The organism is Gordonia sp. NPDC003376 (assembly GCF_053589235.1).
In genome coordinates this window covers 1-15030 of the sequence record NZ_JBSFRM010000034.1, presented here as the reverse complement: position 1 = coordinate 15030, position 15030 = coordinate 1, and the positions used below count along the sequence as shown (strand labels likewise).

The following is a 15030-nucleotide window of genomic DNA, read 5'->3' as shown; positions in this document are numbered from 1 at the left end:
CGATGATGTCGGCTACCACTTCGGAGGTGCTCGCCACTGGAGGTTGGCCGGCGGAGGCTTCGACACGTCTCGTCGCTGGGCTCCTTGTCGGCTCAATCGGCAACATCCGGTGGTTGAGCAGGTCGTCCTCGCGAAGCGAGGCCGCCCGTCTGTCGTAACCTCCGCCGGCCGCCGTCGTGACGCGACCACTTCCGGGGCCGTTCAGTCGATGCGCGAGTATGGTGATCGATCCGACGATTCGGTGGTCTCTGGTCGCCCGAGTTCACGGCGTATCCGATCGAGCGATCCCGCGCCGGCGTCGATATGGGCCCACTCGGTGCCCGGCGCCTGCAGCGACTGTGTCTGCCGCCGCGCCACCGCCGCGTCGGCGTCAGATGCGTCCGCACCGCGCGCCTCGATCCGCGAGATCCTTTCGGCCTCATCGAGTTCCAACCAGATCCCGACGAAGCCGCACCCGCAGCCGTCGGCGACGGCCTCGATGGCCTCACGGTGGACGGCGCGACCGAAGACGGCGTCGGCGATCACGCTCATCCCGGCGGTCAGGTCATCGCCGGCCAAGCGGTTCAGCTCGGCATACACCCGTGCCCCCATCTCTGGTGTGTAACCACTTGCCGGGAGCCTGGTTTCGGCGGAGACCCCGGCAAGTCGTTTGCGCAGGACATCGCTGCGCAGGATGCGGGCACCCGGTGCCGGCGCGAGATCACCGCCGACAGCACGTGCCACTGTGGTCTTCCCGGTGCCGGAGCCGCCGCCGATCGCGATCAGTCGGGCCGGTTCTGGATCGGTGAACGCCAGTGCCAGGTCGAGATAGTCGCGTGCGTGGTCGATGGCGCCCGCTGCCGCGCCGACGTGGGCTCGCACGGTCGCCCGCACCGACAGCAGGATCGGCATCAGCGCGAAGCCGTCCTCGTCGTCGGGGGAGAGGTCGAGGTAGGTGTTGATCACCACGTTGGCCTCGTGGCGCAATCCACGCGCCCACAGGTCCATGACCAGGAAGGCGATGTCGTAGAGCACGTCGGTCGTGGCCATCTCGGCGTCGAACTCGAGGCAGTCGAACGGGACCGGCTCCCCGTCGATCACCGCGATGTTGCCCATGTGCAGATCACCGTGCCCGTGGCGCACCCGGCCGGCCCGGGCGCGGGCATCGAGCAGATCGGCGTTGGCCGCGATCATCGCGGTGAGGCGGTCGGTCAGCAGGGTCGCCCGCGGCGGGTCGAGGATCTCCGGGAACGCCGACATGCTGCCCAGATTGCCGTCGACGACCTCCTGAATCCGTGCGGCGCCATGTGGATCGGGGCAGATCTCCGACGCCGCATGCAGTTCGACGGTCCGCTCGGCCAGCCGACGCAGCAGGGTGTCGTCGAGCGTGCCCGCCTGTGCGTGGGTGACGAGCAGTGCGTCGTCGTCGAAGCGGGTCATCTCCAGCACCCAGTCGAGGCCGTCCTCCCCGGTGACCTCGTGCAACCCGAGGTAGACGTCGGGCGCGATGCGGCGGTTGAGCCGCAACTCGGCGTCGAGGGCGTCGTGCCGCAACGCCGGTGTGGAGAAGTCGAGGTAGCGGTAGCGCACCGGCCGCTTCATCTTCCACGCGCGATCTCCGTTGAGGAAGATCACCGCACCATGGGTGACGATGCGTGTGGTCTTGATGTCGGGGTCGAGAATGCCTGCCCGGGTGAGGGTCTCGGTGGTGGGGTCGGTGCCGAGGATGGTCATGACCAGGCCACCGTGCCCAGGGGTGCGGTTCCGTCGGGTGCGGTCCACGTGGCGATGATCGTCCCGGACGCGTCGTCGTGACCGCGGCGCCAGGGCCGACCGGGTAGCCAAGCGGTCAGCAGCTCGAGTTCGGTCGGGACGAGTGTCGTTCGGTGAATCGTCGCCACATACTCATCCGACCACAACCCGTCGATCGCCGCCACGGTGGCGGTCACACCGGGTCCGGACCGAATCGGTCGCGGCGTCGGATCAGGCCAGCTCGCGTTTGAGGATCTTGCCCGCCGCATTGCGGGGGAAGGCGTCGACGAACACCACCGACCGCGGCACCTTGAAGTTCGCGAGGTGTTCCCTGGCGTAGGCGATCACCCGTTCCTCGTCGAGGTCGGTGCCGTCCCGCAGGGTCAGGTAGGCCCGGCCGACCTCGCCGAGCCGCTCGTCGGCCACCCCGATCACCGCGGACTCGGTCACGCCGTCGAGTCGTGCGAGGGTCTGTTCGATCTCGGCCGGGTACACGTTGAAACCACCGCAGATGTACATGTCCTTGAGCCGGTCGGTGATCGTCAGGTTGCCGTTGCCGTCGATGGAGCCGATGTCGCCGGTGTGCAGCCACCCGTCGGCGTCGATGGTCTCGGCGGTGGCCGCCGGATCGTCGAGGTAGCCGCGCATCACCATGGCGCCGCGGGCGAGGACCTCGCCGGCGGCGGAGAGCCGGATCTCCATGCCGGCGAAGGCGCGGCCGCAGGTGGTGGCGACGGTCTCGTCGTCGTCCTCCGGCGTGCAGGTGGAGACGAAGCCGCTGGCCTCGGTGAGCCCGTAGGCGGTGATCACGGTGTCGACGCCGAGGTCTCGCTGGATGCGTTCGATCAGCACCACGGGCACGATGGCTGCGCCGGTGACCACCAGGCGCAGCGACGACAGGTCGTGGGCGGTGCGGCCGGCCTCGTCGTCGAGGATGGTCTGGAAGATGGTCGGGGCGCCGGGGAACACCGTGATGTGCTGTGACTGGACGAGATCCATGGCGGACGTGGTGGAGTAGACGGCCAGCGGGACCATCGTGGTGCCGAACAGCACGCTCGGCAGGATACCCGCCTTGTATCCGAAGGTGTGGAAGTACGGATTGGCCATCAGGTACCGGTCGTCGGTCGACAGGCGCCCGTTGGAGCCCCACGCATGTGAGCCGGCGATGGTCTGACGATGTTCGGCGAGAACACCTTTCGACTTCCCGGTGGTTCCCGAGGTGAACAGGATGTCGGAGAGGTCGTCGGGTGCGACGGCGTCGGCCCGGGCGTCGGCCTGTGCGCGGGTGTCGTCGGTGCTGTAGGACAGGAACTCCGTCCAGTCCAGCGCGCCGTGGGGAATCGGGGACGGCGCGGTGGACAGTGGAATCCGGACCACCACGTCGGGCAGGGCGCCGCGGTGGTCGGCCAGCAACTCGGCTGCGTGATCGACGCCGAGGAACTCACCGGAGACGAACACCGCCTTCGCCTCGGAGCGCTCGATGACGTCGACGGCCTCACCGGCGGTGTAGCGGGTGTTGAGTGGGACCAGCACGGCCCCGGCGTAGTGCACGCCGAGGGCGGCGATCGGCCAGTGGAAGCTGTTCGGCGACCAGATCGCCACCCGCTCGCCGGGGCGGATACCCGAGGCGATCAGCGCGGCGGCGGCGTCGACCACCCGGGCATGCAGCGCCGACCAGGTCAGTTCCACGGTTTCGTCCCACTGGGTGTCGACGAGTGCGGGATGATCGGGCCACTGCACTGCGGCCCGGATCAGTGCGGCGGGTGTCGTCGAGACGCTGTCCATGGCTCTAACCTAGCAAGTGCTTGGTAGGTTATGCTAGCGACCATGACCCCGATCAACCTCGCCGACAGGTCACTCGACCTGGGCGAATGGGCAGCTCAGACCCCGGATGCGGCCGATATCTTCGCCGATGCCGTGCGCGAATGGCTCGAGCAGAACCTGGTCGGTCAGTTCGCCGAACTCAAGGGCAGGGGTGGTCCGGGCAGTGAGCACGAGTTCTTCGCACGGCGATTGGAATGGGACCGCCACCTCGCCGCACACGGCTGGACCTGCCTGGGCTGGCCGACCCGCCACGGCGGCCGCAACGCCACCCTCGAGCAGCGCATCATCTTCCACCAGGAGTACGCGCGCGCCGACGCTCCGGCACGGGTCAACCACCTCGGCGAGGAACTCCTCGGCCCGACGCTCATCGAGTACGGCACCGAGGAGCAGAAGCAACGTTTCCTCCCGAGCATCGTCGACGTCACCGAACTGTGGGCACAGGGCTACTCCGAGCCCGGCGCCGGATCCGATCTCGCCGGCGTCGCCACCGCCGCGCACCTCGACGGCGACACCTGGATCATCAACGGCCAGAAGGTCTGGACCTCACTGGCGCACGTCGCGCAGTGGGCGTTCGTGATCTGCCGCACCGAGAAAGGTACGACCCGGCACAAGGGGTTGAGCTTCCTGCTGGTCCCGCTCGACCAGCCTGGGGTCACGGTGCGGCCGATCCAACAGCTCACCGGCACCTCGGAATTCAACGAGGTGTTCTTCGACGACGCCACCACCGACGCCGACCTCATCGTCGGTGCCGCCGGCGACGGCTGGTCGGTGGCGATGGGTCTGCTGCAGTTCGAGCGCGGCGTGTCCACGCTCGGTCAGCAGGTCGGCTTCGCGCGGGAGCTCGAGGCCATCACCGACATGGCGCGGGTCAACGGTGCGCTCGACGACCCGTCGATCGCCGCCCGGATCGTGCGCGCCGACATCGGACTCCGTGTCATGCGCGCCCATGCGCAGCGCACCCTCGACGGCGACATCACCAACGAGGCCGGTGCCGCGTCGGTGGCAAAGCTGTTGTGGGCCAACTGGCATCGCGACCTCGGTGAGCTCGCCGCGGCGGTCGCCGGGGCCGCGTCCCTGATCGGCCCGGACGCCACCGCCGAGGGTGTGCCCAATGACCTCACCCGCCCCGAACACGTCGAACTCGACGAATGGCAACGGCTGTTCCTGTTCACCCGCGCCGACACCATCTACGGCGGCTCGAACGAGGTGCAGCGCAACATCATCGCCGAGCGTGTGCTCGGCCTACCCCGAGAGGCACGCGCGTGACCCAGACAACCGACTCCGCCGACGTCCAGACGGGCCGTTCCCCGCTGGCCACACCGCCGGAGGAGACCCCCGGACACGGACTCCTGTTGGGCCGCAAGGTGGTCGTCACCGCCGCGGCCGGCACCGGCATCGGCTTCGCCACCGCCCGTCGCGCCCTGCTCGAGGGTGCGGATGTGCTGATCAGCGACTGGCATGAGCGACGGCTCGCCGAGACCCAGGCGAAACTCGCCGCGGAATTTCCTGACCGGACCGTCGCCCAGGTGCCCTGTGATGTCTCCGACACCGCCCAGGTCGACGCCCTGATCGAGCGTGCCGCAAGCGAACTCGGACGCATCGACGTCCTGGTCAACAATGCCGGACTCGGTGGTGAGACCCCTGTCGCCGACATGACCGACGAACAGTGGGACCGCGTCGTCGACATCACCCTCAACGGCACCTTTCGCGCCACCCGCGCCGCACTGCGCTACTTCCGCGGTGTCGAACACGGCGGTGTGATCGTCAACAACGCCTCGGTCCTCGGCTGGCGGGCCCAGCGCGGCCAGGCCCACTACGCCGCGGCCAAGGCCGGGGTGATGGCCCTGACCCGTTGTGCCGCAGTCGAGGCCGCCGACCTCGGGGTGCGGATCAACGCCGTCGCCCCGTCGATCGCCAAACATCCGTTCCTGGCCAAGGTCACCACCGACGACCTCCTCGATGAGCTCGCCTCCCGTGAGGCCTACGGCCGCGCTGCCGAGGTGTGGGAGGTGGCCGCCACCATCGCGATGCTCGCCAGCGACTACACCACCTACCTCACCGGCGAGGTGGTCTCCATCTCCAGCCAACGCGCCTGAAACACCGGCAACCACAGACTCATCCACAGATCCCGCCATTCAGGAGGACCCCATGTCCGCACCCCAGGCCTACATCGTCGACGCCATCCGCACCCCGGTCGGCAAGCGCAACGGATCGCTCGCCAAGGTGCATCCGGCCGACCTCGGCGCCCACATCATCAGCGCGCTGATCGAGCGCACCGGTATCGATCCGATGATCGTCGACGACGTGGTGTTCGGCTGCCTCGACACCATCGGTGCCCAGGCGGGCAACGTCGCCCGCACCGCATGGCTGACCGCCGGTCTGCCCCTGGACATCCCGGGCACCACCGTCGACCGGCAGTGCGGATCGAGTCAGCAGGCCATCCACTTCGCCGCGCAGGGCGTGATGAGCGGCACCCAGGACGTCGTCGTCGCCGGCGGTCTGCAGAACATGAGTGCCATCCCGATCAGCCAGGCGATGATCTCCGGTCAGGACTTCGGCTTCTCCACCCCGACCGCCGAATCCCCGGGCTGGCAAGCACGATTCGGCGACGCCCGGATCTCGCAGTTCGACGGTGCCGACCTGATGGCCACGAGGTGGGAGATCAGCCGTGAGGACATGGAACGGTGGGCGCTGCAGTCGCATGAGCGGGCCAGGGCCGCCATCGCCGCCGGCCGCTTCGACGCCGAGACCGTCGCACTCGGCGACTGCATCGTCGACGAATGCCCGCGGGAGACATCGCTGGAGAAGATGGCCGGCCTGGCGCCACTGGCGGAGGGATCGCGCCTGACCGCCGCGGTGGCCTCGCAGATCGCCGACGGGTCGTCGGCGACCCTCGTCGTGTCCGAGCGTGCACTCGAGGAGTACGGACTGACCCCGCGGGCGCGCATCCACCACATGTCGGTGCGGGGCGACGATCCGGTGATGATGCTGTCGGCGCCGATCCCGGCCACCCGCCATGCGCTGGAGAAGACCGGGATGTCGATCGACGACATCGACGTCGTCGAGATCAACGAGGCCTTCGCCCCGGTGGTGCTGGCGTGGCTGAAGGAGACCGGTGCCGACCCGGCCACGGTCAACCCCAACGGTGGGGCGATCGCGCTGGGCCACCCGCTCGGCGCGACCGGCGCGAAGCTGTTCGCCACCCTGCTCAACGAGCTCGAGCGGACCGGCGGACGGTACGGACTGCAGACGATGTGCGAGGGCGGCGGAACCGCGAACGTCACCATCATCGAACGACTCGGCTGAGCGGGGTATCCGTCCTGTTCGAGACGGCCTCCGGCGTTATCTGGCTACGGGTGTCACCACATCGGTGTGATGTGGCGCATACTGGGGAGCGACAAGTGAGTGCATCCGTCTCAATGGCGCCCTTCGATCTGGGCGGCGGAGGCGCGTGTGGACACGGTTTCCACGAACCCATGGGAGGGCGGTCATGACCAAGCCTGCAGATGTGACGAGCAAGATCGAGGGGCGGGTCTCCTCGGAATCGCACTCGCTGACCGAACTGCTGGAGATCCAGCGGGCAGCGTTTCTCCGCGACGGTATCCCCGACGCAGAGACCCGCATCGACCGCATCACCCGGCTGTCGTCGCTACTGCTCGACCACGCCGACGAGATCGCCGACGCGCTGACCATCGACTTCGGTTCGCGTCCGAAGGAGTTGAGCATCGCGACCGATGTCGCGGGTTGCCTCATCGACCTCACCCACCAGCGCCGCGGCGTCCGCGACTGGATGGCCGAGTCGGTGTCGGCGAAGATCCAGGGGGCACTCGGGTTCAAACAGCGCGTACGGCATGACCCGCTCGGCGTGATCGGCATCATGGGCCCGTGGAACTTCCCGCTGCAGCTGACCTTCGTCCCGGCCGGCTCGGCGTTCGCCGCGGGTAACCGTGTCCTGATGCGGCCGTCGTCGATCACCGCCCGCACCACCGAGGTGATCGCCAAGTACGCGCCGGACTACTTCTCGATCGAAGAGCTCGCGGTGATCACGCCCAAGCACGGCTCCGGCTCCGACTTCGCGAAGCTCAAGGTCGACCACATGTTCTTCACCGGTTCTCCCGAGGTGGGTGCATCGGTCGCGCAGGAGGCCGCCAAGAACCTCGTGCCGGTGAGCCTCGAACTCGGCGGCAAGAACCCGGCCGTCGTCGACGTCTCCGCCGACATCGACAAAGCGGCCACCATGCTCGCCGACGCCCGCATGGTCAACGGCGGCCAGGTGTGTCTGTGCCCGGATTACGTGTTCGTGCCGGAGGCGCGGCTCGGCGAGTTCACCGACAAGGTGATGGCCCGGTGGACCGCGAATTTCGCCACCATCTACGACAATCCGGAGTACACCGCCACCATCAACCAGAAGAACTACGACCGGATCGTCGATCTGATCGACGACGCGGTGAACCTCGGTGCCGAGAAGCGTCAGGTGATCCCGGGTGGCGAGCCCTTGCCGGCGGCCGAGCGCCGCAAGATCCCGCCGACCCTGCTCACCGGTGTCAAGGCGGGCATGAAGATCACCGAGGACGAGGTCTTCGGCCCGGTGCTCACGGTGTACCCGTATCGTGACCTCACCGAGGCGATCAACCATATTGCGGGACATCCGCATCCGCTGACGATGTACTGGTGCGGCGACGACAACGAGAACTTCGCGCGGCTCGCCGACAACACGCGCAGCGGCTCGATCAACGGAAACGACTTCGCGCTGCACATGTTCGGAGCCGAGCTGCCGTTTGGTGGCGTCGGCCGCAGCGGAATGGGTGCCTACCACGGCAAGACCGGCTTCGACACCTTCAGTCACGCTCGCGCAGTGGCGTTCTCGAAGATGTCGTTCACGGTCGCCGAGATGATGTCCCCGCCGTTCACCAAGCGCGACAAGCGGCTGACCGACCTGCAGATGAAGCTGTGGACCACGTTGAATGCGCGGGCCCAGAAGAAGGTGCGCCGCCGCTGACCGACGGTACAAGTGTGGCCGCCCTCATACCCAAGCGCTTGCTAGGGTGTGGGGGTGGCTTCACGTAATGGTTCTTCTCGTCGCGAGGAACTGCTGACGACCGCCAGTCGCATGTTCGCCGAGCAAGGACTACGGTCCACCACGGTTCGTGACATCGCCGACGCCGCGGGCATCCTGTCCGGCAGTCTCTATCATCACTTCGACTCCAAGGAGTCGATGGTCGACGAGATCCTTCGCGGCTACCTCGACAAACTCTTCGCGCGCTATCAGGAGATCGCAGCGTCCGAGCTCTCGGCGACCGACACGTTGCAGCAGTTGGTGATCGCCTCGTTCGAGTCGATCGACGCCGACCGCAATGCCGTGGCGATCTACCAGGACGAGGCCAAACGGCTTGCGTCGCAAGAACGATTCGCCTACCTCGGCGAGCGCAACACCGAGTTCCGCGATCTCTGGCGCACCGTGTTGACCCGGGGTGTCGCCGACGGCGAGTTCCGCTCCGACCTCGACGTCGAACTCGTGTACCGGTTCTTGCGGGACACCGTCTGGGTGGCCGTCCGCTGGTATCGCCCCGGCGGCTCACTGTCCGTCGACGACATCGCCAAGCAGTACCTGTCGGTCGTCCTCGACGGTATTCTGCCGCGCTGACCCCGTCCTGCCGGGCTCTGTTCCTATTACTTGGTATCCCTAGTAAGTTGTGATGGACGCTACACCGCGCTACGGGATGAAGGGTTGGTCATGGGATACAGCGAGACGACGGAGTCGGCCATCGCCACGGCACGCGAGCACTCGATCGGCGCGCTCCTGCACCGCACGGCGCAGCGCTACCCCGACAAGACCGCCGTGATCGACGGCGACGTCACCCTGACCTTCGCCGAGTTCGACGCCGCGGTCAAACGGACCGCCAATGTGCTCATCGCCCGCGGGCTGCAGCGCGGTGACCGCCTCGCCCTGATCAGCCACAACTGCTGGCAGTTCGGTGTCCTCAACTTCGCCGCGGCGCGCGTCGGTGCCATCCTGGTCCCGGTGAACTTCGGTCTCGGCGCCGACGAGATCGCCTTCATCCTCGCCCACAGCGGCGCCCGCGCGGTGATCACCGAAGACGCACTCGGACAGACGATCTCCGATGCCATCGAGCGCGCTGCGGTCGTCGTCGACATCCGCGGCCGGATCGCATTGTCGGCGGCGGCGGCGGCGGCACCGGAGGGCTGGGAGGACGTCACCGCGTGGATGACCACCGGCGATGCGAGCGATCCCGGCGTCCTCATCGGCGACGACGAGCCGGTACGCATGATGTACACCTCCGGTACCGAATCGCGGCCGAAAGGTGTGCTGCTGTCGAGCAAGTCGCTGATCACGCAGTACATGTCGTGCATCATCGACGGCGGTATGGAGACCACCGACGTCGAGATCCACTCGCTGCCGATGTATCACTGCGCCCAGCTCGACTGTTTCTTCTCCACCGACATCTATCTCGGTGCGACCAGCATCATCCTGCCTGCACCCGACCCGGCGACGATTCTCGCGACCATCGAATCGCAGCGCGTCACCAAGCTGTTCTGCCCGCCGACGGTGTGGATCTCGCTGCTGCGTCACCCCGACTTCGACACCCGCGACCTCTCGTCGCTGCGCAAGGGCTACTACGGCGCATCGCCGATGCCGGTCGAGGTGCTGCGTGAGCTCGCCCGCCGGCTGCCCGACGTACAGCTGTGGAACTTCTATGGCCAGACCGAGATGAGCCCACTCGCAACGATTCTGCAGCCGCACGAGCAGATCGAACGCGCCGGCTCGGCCGGGCGTGCAGCACTCAACGTGGAGACCATCGTCGTCGACGACGAGGACAATCCGGTACCGGTCGGGGAGGTCGGCGAGATCGTGCACCGGAGTCCGCATGCGGCACTGGGCTACTACAACGACGAGGAGAAGACCGCGGCGGCGTTCCGCAACGGCTGGTTCCACTCCGGTGACCTCGGGATCATCGACAAGGACGGCTATCTGTCGGTGGTCGACCGCAAGAAGGACATGATCAAGACCGGCGGTGAGAACGTCGCCTCGCGGGAGGTCGAGGAGGCGATCTACCTGCTCGACGGTGTCGCCGAGGTCGCGGTCTTCGGTGTGCCGCACCCGAAGTGGATCGAGGCCGTGACCGCGGTGATCGTTCCCAAGGCCGACGCCGAGCTCACCGCGGAGGCCGTCACCGAGCACCTCACCTCGGTGCTGGCCGGATACAAGCGACCGAAGTACGTCGTCTTCGTCGACGCACTGCCGAAGAATCCGAGCGGCAAGATCCTCAAGAAGGAGCTGCGCGTCGAGCACAAGGACATCGCCGGGTAGGACACGCTGCGGCGTCGACTCCCGTTCCTCGATTCGGTTCCTGCCTATTGGCTCCAATAGGCAAGAACGAATCAGGGACCGGGAGTCCTGTTTTCCACCAACATAGTTGGTTCGATCGGATGATGTTCTGCAGAGCGTTTCGCCCCTATCGTGCAGAACATGAACATCGTCTCGTGGCCCAGCCTGAACCGTCGTGGAGCCGCCGTCGCGGCGACGATGGTCGTCGGCGCCGTGGGTTCCATCATCGGGGTTGGTGACGCATCGGCGCGTGAGGTTCGCCCCCATGATCAGGTCAATTACACATGGTGCGGCGGTGGATCGGTCGAACTGTGGTACTGGGATGCCACCGGTGACGTTCAAGAAGAGGTTGTGAACATGCACGACGGCTGCCGCGAGTACACATACCGCGCGGCGGCCGGATCGAACCATGTGGCCACCTTCATCACCGATGAGCGAGGCGGACGCGTGATGTGCACGATCAGAGTCAACGGCCGTCTCATTGACCGCCGTGTCGTCCAAGCCGACTTCAGCTACACCTACGCCTACTGCCGCTGACCAACAGAACGGACACAAGAGACTCCGATGACCCGCATCAAATCAGTCGCGATCGCAACATTGACCGGCAGTGCCCTGTGCGCCGGGCTGCTCGCTGCAGCACCCGCGTCTGGCGCACCTGCCCCGACACCTGCGGCGTACTACAAGAACTGCCAGGCCGTCCGCGATGCCGGCGCCGCACCGCTGTACCGAGGGCAGGACGGGTACCGACCGGCCCTCGACCGTGACGGTGACGGGATCGCCTGTGAGGGTGGCGGTGCGCGCTCGTCGCCGACACCGCGCGTGCAGCCGACACCGAAGCCCACACCGCAACCACGCGCCCAGCCCAAGAAGAAGGCACCCAAGTCGACACCGAGTCCGTGGAGCTGGGGGTCGGTCGAGCTCTTCCCCTAGCGAGCCCCTCTATGGCGAACTCTGCTGCCGGAAGACGGAGACATAGCCAGCGGGTGTGATCTCGCCGGTAGCAAGAGTTCTCGGTTCCGCGAACAGCGGGGCGATGAGGTTGCCGACGAACTCGGCGATGTGATCGGCGTCGGACTTCCGATGCAGTCCGTGGGTGACCGCGAAGACCGCACCTTCGAGCAGGGTGATCAAGCGATCGGCATCGGCTCGCGGGTCGGTGCTGCCGCGTCCGGCCATGAGCGCGATTGCGGCGTCGGTCGAGAAGAGGCATCGTGCGAGGATGTCGCCGGTCTCCGTCGATAGCGCTGCATCGAGCAGCAGCGCCTGGCGGGCGAGTGCATCGGTTCGTCGTTCGGTGAGCAGCGTCGTCATGTAGTCCCGGATCACCCGGTCGGGTGAGGCGTCACCGATGGCGAGGTCGCGTTCGAATGCTGCGCGAGATCGGATCAGAAGCCGATCCGCGGTCGCAGCGATGAGATCTTCCCGCGTACGAAAGTAGTACGACGTCGACCCCTTCGGTAGGCCGAGGTGACGGTCCACTGCCAGGTGGGTGATCGCATGAGTTCCTCCGGCGGCTGCCAGCTCGAGGGCAGCGTCGGAGATGAGATGTCGACGGTCGGGGTGCGGCACAGTTCACAGGGTAGCCCAACTCTACGATGATAGAGTCGCGCTATGTGCTGGTCACTCAGATCGCAGGCGACGCCGCGATCGCTGTCCGCTGAGGACTTCTTGGCGGCGGCAGATCGGGACGGGCTGACCCTCGACGACTCGCAATGGCGGGCCGTGGATTCGCTTGTGGGACCGTCGAATGTCTACCTGACCGGGGCGGCGGGTCGTGGTAAGACGTGGTTGCTGGATGCTCTGGCGGGGCTGCAGCCGGCACGGTCGGCGCTCCGGCTGCATTGGCACGGGTTCGTCCGTGATCTGCACCTGCTCATCCGGGATCGGGGTGGCCTCGCCGCCGCGCTTGATCATCTACTCGTCGGACGAAGCATGGTGTGCTTCGACGAACTCCTGGTGGACGACCGGGCCGACGGCATCTTCTTGCATGCGCTGATCGATCGGATGATCCGGCGAAACATCCGTTTCGTCATCACATCGAATGTTCCGCCGGAAGGGCAGATGCCGTCGCCGCTCCTTCACTCGACCTTCTTGCCGACGATCGATCTGCTCGAGAACCATTGCAGTGTCGTCGAACTCGATGGCGGAGTCGACTATCGAGATGGCGCCGACCATGCGCACGGGTTCTCCTCGGGTCAGTGGGTCGTCATCGAACGTGAACGTCCGGCAGTGTCTGCCGTGGAGATCGATGGCCGGCGGATTCGGGTGTGGGAGAGCGGGTCAGGGCATCTCGGTGTGGGATTCGACGAAATATGTGGACGTCCGTTGGGGGCGTCGGACTACCTGGCATTGGCGCGCCGCCATGCCACTTGGACGATCAGCGGTGTCCGTTCACTTGCCGCGGCGGGGTCCGAACCTGCACGACGATTCGTGTACCTCATCGATGTGCTCTACGACCATGACGTGCCGACGACGATCGAGAGCCCGGTACCCCGCAACGTGTTCGAGGTTGGTGTCGACATGGCCGGCCGATCGCGTCTCCTGAGCCGGCTCTCGGCACTGCGAAGCTGACTGGCGGATTCTGATTACTTTCCTGTGTCGGGGATCTCGTAGGTCACTGCCTCGCGATCGCGAGTCCGACCGACTGACGGACGTACCCGGGGGCGCCCCACGGGTGAACCCGAATCCCCAGGGTGAACAGCTTTCACAATCTATCCACAAATCCAGTTCCACTGGACAATTCGTCGGCGTCTCGCACATGTATTCGCTACAATGGAAAACATGCAGGGGGAGCTGGACACCGTGATCGACACACTCACCAATTGTCGTTTCGACGACGATCAGACCGGGCAGGTCATCTTCGCGGACATGCAGAAACTGGTCACCATACGCAACCTCGTCGACTCACTCACCGCCGCCGGTGCCGGACACCTCGACCGGCTGGGTTTGGCGCAACGGCACGGCCACAAACCGATCGCCTTGTTGATCGAGATGGGGTTCGCGCCCGCCGTCGCTGCGCGGTTGCAGCGGATCGGGACCTCGGCGGTGGTGGAGCGCACTGTGAACCATGCTGCTGACGGGGCGATCTCGGGTGAGCATGTGGATGCGATCGTGCGCGGGCTGAATCAGATCGGGATGCGTGCCGGGGAACCTCCGGATGCCGAGACGTGGGCGATCTTTGAGGGTGATCTGTTGGCGCAGGTGTTGTCGGGGGCGACACCGGCTGAGGTGATGGCACGAGCCCACCAATTGGGGGACCATCACTCGTCGGATACCGACGGTGGACGACCGGCGAAAGAAGACCGCAACCTGAATGCTCTGGATATCGGGCGGACCGATGATGGGCGGGTGTCGGTGTCCGGTTCGCTGGATGTTGTTGTCGGGGAGAAGTTGGCGACGGCGATCGAGAAGCTGTCGGCACCGGTCCCGCAGCCGGATGGTTCGACAGACCCCCGCGAAGCGCCACGACGCCGCGCTGACGCCTTGGAGATGGTGCTTGATGTGGCCGCCGGTGCCGGGGAACGGTCGGTGACCGCTCTACCGGCAGCGTTGATCACCCTGTCGGTACCTGCGGATGCACCGAACAAGACCGAGTTGGCGTTCGGTGGGTCGATCACCCGCAACACCCTGCTCGAAACGACGTGTGACGGTGTGGTCGTCATGACCATCGTCGATGGCGAACGGGTTCCGTTGGATATGGCGCGGTCGAAACGGTTGTTCACCGCCGGTCAGCGGCGGGCGTTGTTCGAGCGGGATCGGTGTTGCATCAAGTGTGGTGCTCCGGCCTCACGCACTCAGGCCCATCACATCGCGCATTGGTCGGATGGTGGTGCCACCGACCTCGCGAACGGTTGCCTGTTGTGCACCTCGTGTCATGCCGACGTCCACCACAACGGATGGGACGTCTACATGGGACCCGACTCCCATCCGTGGTTGCTCCCACCCGAGGTGGTGGATCCACGACGACGCCCGATCCCTGCGTATAACCGGCGGTTCGCTGATGAACTGCCGAATGCTGCCTGACTGTCGATAGAGCTTGTGTTCTTTGAGAATTCCAGAGAGATAGTGGTGTGTGTCGGGACCTCCGTTGGTGGCGTTGGCGGGGTCGGCCGGCGGGGGTTTCGACA

14 protein-coding genes are annotated in these 15030 nt (G+C 66.3%); 10 read left to right on the top strand and 4 right to left on the bottom strand.

Annotated features, from left to right (window positions below):
- Positions 1–201 precede the first annotated feature (201 nt).
- From ACWDUA_RS22870 to ACWDUA_RS22860, 3 genes are read right to left on the bottom strand one after another with little or no spacing between them, the layout of a single operon-like run.
- The gene (locus ACWDUA_RS22870) at positions 202–1713 is read right to left on the bottom strand and encodes a bifunctional aminoglycoside phosphotransferase/ATP-binding protein (RefSeq protein ID WP_449753311.1); all 1512 of its coding nucleotides are present in this window, start codon (positions 1711–1713) and stop codon (positions 202–204) included.
- Positions 1710–1928 carry a hypothetical protein gene (locus ACWDUA_RS22865; RefSeq protein ID WP_449753310.1) on the bottom strand — a complete coding sequence of 73 codons (219 nt, stop codon included), beginning with the start codon at positions 1926–1928 and terminating at the stop codon, positions 1710–1712. Before ACWDUA_RS22865 ends, ACWDUA_RS22870 begins: the two co-directional genes overlap by 4 nt.
- A 34-nt stretch (positions 1929–1962) precedes the next feature.
- Complete coding sequence (locus tag ACWDUA_RS22860) at positions 1963–3516, bottom strand: FadD3 family acyl-CoA ligase (protein ID WP_449753309.1); 1554 nt, start codon at positions 3514–3516, stop codon at positions 1963–1965.
- Positions 3517–3558: 42 nt separating this feature from the next.
- Between ACWDUA_RS22860 and ACWDUA_RS22855 the strand changes: the two genes are divergently transcribed.
- From ACWDUA_RS22855 to ACWDUA_RS22820, 8 genes are all read left to right on the top strand, one after another.
- On the top strand, positions 3559–4821 hold the full coding sequence (locus tag ACWDUA_RS22855; protein ID WP_449753308.1) for an acyl-CoA dehydrogenase family protein: 1263 nt from the start codon (positions 3559–3561) through the stop codon (positions 4819–4821).
- Positions 4818–5651, top strand: coding sequence for an SDR family oxidoreductase (locus tag ACWDUA_RS22850; RefSeq protein WP_449753307.1), 834 nt, complete (start codon positions 4818–4820; stop codon positions 5649–5651). Before ACWDUA_RS22855 ends, ACWDUA_RS22850 begins: the two co-directional genes overlap by 4 nt.
- A gap of 52 nt (positions 5652–5703) precedes the next feature.
- The gene (locus ACWDUA_RS22845; RefSeq protein WP_449753306.1) at positions 5704–6861 is read left to right on the top strand and encodes an acetyl-CoA C-acetyltransferase; all 1158 of its coding nucleotides are present in this window, start codon (positions 5704–5706) and stop codon (positions 6859–6861) included.
- 184 nt (positions 6862–7045) lie between these two features.
- Positions 7046–8554: an aldehyde dehydrogenase family protein gene (locus tag ACWDUA_RS22840; protein ID WP_449753305.1), complete on the top strand. Its 1509-nt coding sequence runs from the start codon at positions 7046–7048 to the stop codon at positions 8552–8554.
- 54 nt (positions 8555–8608) lie between these two features.
- The gene (locus ACWDUA_RS22835; RefSeq protein ID WP_449753304.1) at positions 8609–9199 is read left to right on the top strand and encodes a TetR/AcrR family transcriptional regulator; all 591 of its coding nucleotides are present in this window, start codon (positions 8609–8611) and stop codon (positions 9197–9199) included.
- Positions 9200–9289: 90 nt separating this feature from the next.
- Positions 9290–10885: an acyl-CoA synthetase gene (locus tag ACWDUA_RS22830; RefSeq protein WP_449753303.1), complete on the top strand. Its 1596-nt coding sequence runs from the start codon at positions 9290–9292 to the stop codon at positions 10883–10885.
- Between the two features lie 159 nt (positions 10886–11044).
- Positions 11045–11440, top strand: a complete 396-nt coding sequence (locus tag ACWDUA_RS22825) for a hypothetical protein (protein WP_449753302.1) — start codon at positions 11045–11047, stop codon at positions 11438–11440.
- A 27-nt stretch (positions 11441–11467) separates the two neighbouring features.
- Positions 11468–11833 (top strand): excalibur calcium-binding domain-containing protein, encoded by a 366-nt coding sequence (locus ACWDUA_RS22820; protein WP_449753301.1) that lies wholly within the window; start codon positions 11468–11470, stop codon positions 11831–11833.
- A 9-nt stretch (positions 11834–11842) separates the two neighbouring features.
- Here the strand turns inward: ACWDUA_RS22820 and ACWDUA_RS22815 are convergent, their stop codons facing one another.
- Positions 11843–12472, bottom strand: coding sequence for a TetR/AcrR family transcriptional regulator (locus ACWDUA_RS22815; protein WP_449753300.1), 630 nt, complete (start codon positions 12470–12472; stop codon positions 11843–11845).
- Between the two features lie 42 nt (positions 12473–12514).
- On the opposite strand from ACWDUA_RS22815, the gene zapE reads away from it, so the two are divergent.
- Positions 12515–13474, top strand: a complete 960-nt coding sequence (gene zapE / locus ACWDUA_RS22810; protein ID WP_449753299.1) for a cell division protein ZapE — start codon at positions 12515–12517, stop codon at positions 13472–13474.
- Between the two features lie 210 nt (positions 13475–13684).
- On the top strand, positions 13685–14926 hold the full coding sequence (locus tag ACWDUA_RS22805) for a DUF222 domain-containing protein (RefSeq protein WP_449753298.1): 1242 nt from the start codon (positions 13685–13687) through the stop codon (positions 14924–14926).
- Positions 14927–15030 lie beyond the last annotated feature (104 nt).

Coding starts and splice junctions, on each gene's coding strand:
- ACWDUA_RS22845 (WP_449753306.1), top strand. CDS start 5,704: ATGTCCGCACCCCAGGCCTACATCGTCGACGCCATCCGCACCCCGGTC.
- ACWDUA_RS22805 (WP_449753298.1), top strand. CDS start 13,685: ATGCAGGGGGAGCTGGACACCGTGATCGACACACTCACCAATTGTCGT.
- zapE (WP_449753299.1), top strand. CDS start 12,515: ATGTGCTGGTCACTCAGATCGCAGGCGACGCCGCGATCGCTGTCCGCT.
- ACWDUA_RS22870 (WP_449753311.1), bottom strand. CDS start 1,713: ATGACCATCCTCGGCACCGACCCCACCACCGAGACCCTCACCCGGGCA.
- ACWDUA_RS22820 (WP_449753301.1), top strand. CDS start 11,468: ATGACCCGCATCAAATCAGTCGCGATCGCAACATTGACCGGCAGTGCC.
- ACWDUA_RS22860 (WP_449753309.1), bottom strand. CDS start 3,516: ATGGACAGCGTCTCGACGACACCCGCCGCACTGATCCGGGCCGCAGTG.
- ACWDUA_RS22855 (WP_449753308.1), top strand. CDS start 3,559: ATGACCCCGATCAACCTCGCCGACAGGTCACTCGACCTGGGCGAATGG.
- ACWDUA_RS22840 (WP_449753305.1), top strand. CDS start 7,046: ATGACCAAGCCTGCAGATGTGACGAGCAAGATCGAGGGGCGGGTCTCC.
- ACWDUA_RS22830 (WP_449753303.1), top strand. CDS start 9,290: ATGGGATACAGCGAGACGACGGAGTCGGCCATCGCCACGGCACGCGAG.
- ACWDUA_RS22825 (WP_449753302.1), top strand. CDS start 11,045: ATGAACATCGTCTCGTGGCCCAGCCTGAACCGTCGTGGAGCCGCCGTC.